The organism is Brucella sp. TWI432, from assembly GCF_039674445.1.
In the GTDB taxonomy this organism is placed as follows: domain Bacteria; phylum Pseudomonadota; class Alphaproteobacteria; order Rhizobiales; family Rhizobiaceae; genus Brucella; species Brucella chromiisoli.
The window spans coordinates 1-5,597 of sequence record NZ_JBDJNL010000045.1; the positions used below are offsets into that span (position 1 = coordinate 1).

The following is a 5,597-nucleotide window of genomic DNA, read 5'->3' on the forward strand; positions in this document are numbered from 1 at the left end:
CCCTGCACTAAATTTAAAGTTCCGGGCCCGCGCACGCTAAACCTTGCAACCTAAAGGAGGGGTACTTTTTGGACGCCGATAAGGGGTCCCGTTTAAACGCCGATTGACAGGTCAGGGTTGCTCACCCCGCATCATGGTGACCGACAAGCTGGGTTCTTACGGTGCTGCAAATCGTGAGATCGGTCTGAGCGTTTGTGATCATCGTCAGCATAAAGGCCTGAATAATCGTGGCGAGAATTCGCACCAACCAGTCCGACGACGAGAGCGGATCATGAAGCGTTTTAAATCAGCGCGACATGTACAAAAGTTTACATCCATTCACGACCAAATTTACAACCTTCATTACTTTCCCGCAACCAATTCAGTTCAGCTAATCACCGGGAATTGCGTCAAGCCGCAACCAACATCTGGCGTGAAATCGCACGCCTATAGTTCAGACCAAAATACTATTCGCTATTCAAGAACATCCACTGTCAGGTTAAGGTTACGACGCCAAGAAAACACTTGCGACCCAGGCGCTATCCACAAATAGCGAAGCGGCTTATTTGCTGGCCGCAGCAATCTTACGATAGCGGCGCCAATTATCCTCTGGCGTAGTTGATTGCTCCGGTGGAACAGGCACAAGTGCCTTGAATGCGTATTGGCCCAGCAACATCATCCAAGTCACAAGTACAAAAGCAGACGTCAAGACTGGCATTCCGATCGGTTTTAAGAATATAGCTACAGATGCCCATAACCAAGCCGAAATCACGGCGCCAAACACTGCATAAAAGAAGCTGCTCCAAGTAAATACGAGGAATAAGCCCCCCAGAGCGATCGCAGTCAACGCAGAATTATAGCCAAACAATCCGTCACGAATGGCACCTTCGGGGGCCCCAAACAGGGCTGCAATTCCAGTACCAATGCTAGCACCAAGCAGTGCCATACCTGCGCTGATCCGAGAGTTAACTGCTATACCGATCAGCATAAGATAACCAGTAATCCAGTTATCCTGAAAGAATATCTGTGCGATAGATGTTCCTATACCCATATACCATGTTGGCACCATATAATGAACGGCATAGGAAAACTGATCTGGCGACACCGGCTTGGCCATTGGGCCAGCGTCAATTGCGTCAAACTTGAGGATTGCAAAAAGAAATAACCAGCCCACGAGTACAAACGGCATCGTTAGCGGCGCAGTTTTGTGCGTTCCAAGAACAGCGCCAAAGCTCGCAAAAACCATTGTTGAAAAAGCCGCTCCGCAAATGAGATAAACGGCCATCGCGGCAGACGGCAAAACACCAGTGCGAAAATCCGCACTGGTGTATGCAATTAAAGCAAGTGCAACAAGAGCTCCATTGAACCCAAACAAACCATCCCGCGTAAGTCCCTTGTCTGCTTTCAGGATCATAGCGGTCAATGTGCTTGCAATCACACCAACCACGCAAATGACAGCGTAGATCCATGAATTAAATAATATTGCTAGCAGAATGACCAAACCTGACCATGGATTGTTCTGAAAAACCACTTGCCCGACGCCACGCAGTGTCCAATCTACAAATCCGAGATATGGATGATCCCGCAGAGTGTATTGTTGCATATGACCTTGGTTCCCCTCGTTGCAGTCTTGATTACATCAAAACAGGAAGTATCTTTGAGCCATTGGAAGAACCTCAGCAGGCTCGCAAGTGATTAACTTTCCATCCACACGAACCTGATAGTTTTGTGGGTCAACCTCTAGCTTAGGTGTCAGGCCGTTATGGATCATGTCTTTCTTGCGTATTGTTCGTATACCATGAACAGCAACAAGCTGCTTGTTCAGCTTTAGTTTCTCGCCAATACCATCAGCCAAGGCTGCTTTTGAAACAAAGGTAACACTTGTCGATCCAAGCGCACGCCCAATGACGCCATACATTGGACGATAGTGAACTGGCTGCGGCGTCGAGATTGAAGCATTTGGATCACCCATTGGGGCCATTGCTATCATTCCGCCAATCATTACCAGGCTTGGCTTGACACCAAAGAACTCAGTTTTCCAGAGAACCAGATCTGCTCGCTTGCCAACTTCGATCGATCCAATTTCATGTGCAAATCCATGCGTAATCGCCGGATTGATCGTGTATTTGGCAATATAGCGCTTGGCTCGAAAATTGTCGTGACGACTGCTGTCCTGTTCCAGCGGGCCACGCTGTACTTTCATCTTATGTGCGGTTTGCCAGCAACGCAAAGTCGTTTCACCAATACGCCCCATTGCCTGTGAATCCGACGACATCATCGAAAACACACCAAGATCATGAAGAATATCTTCCGCAGCAATTGTCTCCCGTCGAATGCGAGACTCCGCAAATGCGACATCTTCGGGTATCTTGGGGCTAAGGTGATGGCAAACCATCAACATGTCCAGATGTTCATCGACCGTGTTAATTGTATAAGGACGCGTTGGGTTGGTCGAAGAGGGAAGAATGTTTTCTTCACTCGCCGCAGTGATGATGTCCGGCGCGTGACCTCCACCCGCACCTTCCGTATGGAAGCTGTGAATGGTTCTGCCCTTCATGGCTGCAAAAGTATCTTTTACGAACCCGCTCTCATTGAGAGTATCAGTATGGATCGCAATCTGAATGTCTTCCTCATCTGCAACAGTCAGACTGTTGTCGATGGTTGCTGGCGTTGTGCCCCAGTCTTCGTGGAGCTTGAGGCCGATCGCCCCTGCTATGATCTGCTCGCGCAACGGCTCAGACTTGCTTGCATTGCCTTTACCAAGAAAACCTACGTTAATTGGCAATGCTTCGGCTGCTTCCAGCATGCGATGAATGGCCCATGGCCCAGGCGTCACAGTTGTAGCAAGTGTTCCAACCGTCGGACCAGTCCCCCCACCTACCAATGTTGTTGTACCGCTCGCCAAAGCTTCTTCAGCCTGTTGCGGCGCAATAAAATGAATGTGGGTGTCAATCGCACCTGCGGTGAGAATCTTGCCTTCGCCGGCAATAACATCTGTTCCAGGCCCGATCACGATGTTTACACCTGGCTGGATATCAGGATTGCCCGCTTTGCCGATGCCGGAAATCCGACCGTTTTTGATTCCAACGTCAGCCTTAACGATGCCCCAATAATCCAAAATGATAACATTGGTGATGACAAGATCAGCAACTTCGGCCGCAAGACCCTGACCCTGACCCATACCGTCACGGATGACCTTGCCACCGCCAAATGTGACTTCTTCGCCGTAAATCGTATGGTCTTGTTCGATTTCGATCAGCAATTCCGTGTCTGCTAGCCGAACACGGTCGCACTTGGTTGGCCCGTAAAGATCGGCATAAGCCCTTCTTGAAATCGTCCCCATCCGTCTCTCCTAGAGCGCATCGCGAAAAGCATGAAACGCTTTTCAGTGAAGATGCGCATTAAAACTAATGATTGTGCACCAATATGATCCAGTCAGATCGAAGCACGCTCTAAAGCTTTCCCATGATCTTGGCATTAAATCCGTAGATTTCCCTCGTACCATCAATCGCGACCAGTTCAACCTCACGATCCTGTCCTGGTTCAAAGCGTATAGCCGTTCCAGCAGGAATGTTGAGGCGAAAGCCTCGCGCCTTTTCCCGATCGAATGAAAGAGCACCATTCGTTTCGAAAAAATGGTAATGAGACCCAACCTGAATGGGCCTGTCACCCGTATTCTCGACGGCCATCTTGCGGGTTTCACGACCTGCATTGAGCTCGATGGTACCTTCTTCTACAAAGAACTCACCCGGTATCAAGGTCCCCTCCTATGGAATTGGGTTATGGACGGTAACAAGCTTTGTGCCGTCGGGAAAGGTCGCTTCGACCTGTATATCGTTGATCATCTCAGGAACTCCGTCCATCACATCGTCACGCGTGAGGAGCGTTGCGCCATAGGACATGAGTTCGGCGACTGTTTTCCCATCGCGTGCGCCTTCCATTATTTCGGCAGAAATATAGGCGACGACTTCTGGATAATTGAGCTTAAGTCCCCTGGCTTTACGGCGCTCAGCAACTAAACCCGCCGTAAAGAGCAAAAGCTTGTCCTTTTCACGTGGCAGCAGTTCCATCGATCATCCTTTCCAAAGTTCACACGGCACTTTTGCTCTGTTTAAACCGCAAAAATGCAATAGACTGCTCATTTCAAGTCAGTTTATAATCTTCACCGTTAACGTGAGCGACGTATATTCAGGTTGCCCAAATACGCGGTGCAACAGACCGTTTACCGAGACCTATTTCTCTTATGACATCCCAGGCGCGACCGAATAGTGTTTTACATTCGGACATGCGTGTCCCAAGATATCGACAGACGACAACACGCTCCAGCGCGGAGACAGAGAAGACACCCAAACCGGCCTCTCCCAGCGCAGCTCGTACGCGCTCAGCCATATCCTCATTGACTGGCCCCGCATAAATCATAGTTCCCATGATCGGCCGCCCAGCAAAAGCATAAGTATCATGAAGCAGTGCCGTACCGGCGGCAAGGTCAAACCGCTCATAGTAAACAGGCACACCCTCACGCATGATAGTAACCCGCTGCCGAACGCGTCCCGCTGCGAAATCTTCTCCAGCCGCGGGGCGTCCAAAACTGAAAATCTCCCAACCCAGATACACTGAGTCTGACTTTAACGCGACCTCGGTGCTCACAGAAACCTTAGAACCGCCAAATAATATCGTCTCTTGCGGTAAGTATTCACAAACCGCTCCTCGCCCCACGTTAATTTTAACGTTTTGCACACTGTCATCACTGTCACTGCGATAAAACTTTGTCGCTCCGGGAGTGGTCACAACAGCCTTCGCACTATCATCCAAATGACAAAAAATTTCAAGCCGATCACCCCCTGCAACACCTCCTGGCGGATGCAGCAAATAGACATGTGCAGAACCATCATCTTCCGGGTAAAATGGACGTTGCACGGCGAGTGGGCCAATATGCCGTCTACGGACAAGGCGTGTGGTTGCGTCCGCGCAGGCGAACCACAACTCAAGCTCACCTTTCCATCCTGATCCGCTCATCCCCGCAAGCCTCACATTTTTATGTTGTATTCAATTTATTTCTGATCAAAATAGCTAAATGACATCAAGCTGATATTAGCAATCTAATCTGAAAATCCGGTCGTTTCAATACAGCCACCATCCTAATTTAGAAAATTAACCTATGTATTTTAGGTAGCTATACAATGTTAATCAGATATGCAACTAAACGGTTATCATAGGCGGAATTCATATGCAGCGTGTAATAAAAATTTGTTCTAATTCAAAAGAGCTTACTAATGCTGTCGCTTCGGGACAAAAGTCCATCGCGCTTAAGCATGATGAACGCCGAGTAAGGCGGAAAACCCTTATATTGGATAACAACGATAAAGTATTGATTGACCTACCAGAACCTATTTCGCTACGAAACGGTGAAGCGCTGGTTCTGGAAGATGGCTCGAAGGTCATCGTAATCGCTGCTTCTGAACCGCTTTATTCGATCACTGCGAGGAGTGCGGTACATCTTTCCGAACTAGCATGGCACATCGGAAACCGCCATTTGGCGGCGGAAATCTCGGCGGACCGCATCTTGATACTCCGTGATCACGTCATCAAGTCGATGCTCATCGGCCTAGGTGCCAGCG

The 5,597-nt window shown here is 49.1% G+C and carries 6 protein-coding genes and 1 pseudogene; 2 read left to right on the forward strand and 5 right to left on the reverse strand.

Annotation, left to right across the window (positions count from 1 at the left end; translation table 11 throughout):
- Nucleotides 1-115: 115 nt before the first annotated feature.
- A pseudogene (locus ABE527_RS21345) lies at nucleotides 116-432 on the forward strand (DDE-type integrase/transposase/recombinase); the annotation flags it as partial.
- A 109-nt stretch (nucleotides 433-541) separates the two neighbouring features.
- On the opposite strand, the gene ABE527_RS21350 reads toward ABE527_RS21345, so the two are convergent.
- The 5 genes from ABE527_RS21350 to ABE527_RS21370 all read right to left on the reverse strand — a co-directional run bounded on the left by ABE527_RS21350 (nucleotide 542) and on the right by ABE527_RS21370 (nucleotide 4,995).
- Entirely contained in the window at nucleotides 542-1,582 is a 1,041-nt protein-coding gene (locus tag ABE527_RS21350; RefSeq protein ID WP_499695666.1) for an urea transporter, read from the reverse strand.
- Nucleotides 1,583-1,618: 36 nt separating this feature from the next.
- Entirely contained in the window at nucleotides 1,619-3,322 is a 1,704-nt protein-coding gene (ureC, locus tag ABE527_RS21355; RefSeq protein WP_499695667.1) for an urease subunit alpha, read from the reverse strand.
- A gap of 109 nt (nucleotides 3,323-3,431) precedes the next feature.
- On the reverse strand, nucleotides 3,432-3,737 hold the full coding sequence (locus ABE527_RS21360) for an urease subunit beta (RefSeq protein ID WP_499695668.1): 306 nt from the start codon (nucleotides 3,735-3,737) through the stop codon (nucleotides 3,432-3,434).
- A 9-nt stretch (nucleotides 3,738-3,746) separates the two neighbouring features.
- Nucleotides 3,747-4,049 (reverse strand): urease subunit gamma, encoded by a 303-nt coding sequence (gene ureA / locus ABE527_RS21365; protein ID WP_499695669.1) that lies wholly within the window; start codon nucleotides 4,047-4,049, stop codon nucleotides 3,747-3,749.
- Between the two features lie 118 nt (nucleotides 4,050-4,167).
- A complete protein-coding gene (locus tag ABE527_RS21370; RefSeq protein ID WP_499695670.1) occupies nucleotides 4,168-4,995 on the reverse strand; it encodes an urease accessory protein UreD in 828 nt (275 codons plus the stop codon).
- Nucleotides 4,996-5,206: 211 nt separating this feature from the next.
- Here ABE527_RS21370 and ABE527_RS21375 point away from each other — a divergent pair.
- The coding region (locus ABE527_RS21375; protein ID WP_499698241.1) for an urease accessory protein UreE at nucleotides 5,207-5,597 on the forward strand (391 nt) is incomplete at its 3' end.

Bases quoted from the DNA above. Each gene is read 5' to 3' on its own strand.
- ABE527_RS21370 (WP_499695670.1), bottom strand. From the start codon at position 4,995: ATGAGCGGATCAGGATGGAAAGGTGAGCTTGAGTTGTGGTTCGCCTGC.
- ureC (WP_499695667.1), bottom strand. From the start codon at position 3,322: ATGGGGACGATTTCAAGAAGGGCTTATGCCGATCTTTACGGGCCAACC.
- ureA (WP_499695669.1), bottom strand. From the start codon at position 4,049: ATGGAACTGCTGCCACGTGAAAAGGACAAGCTTTTGCTCTTTACGGCG.
- ABE527_RS21350 (WP_499695666.1), bottom strand. From the start codon at position 1,582: ATGCAACAATACACTCTGCGGGATCATCCATATCTCGGATTTGTAGAT.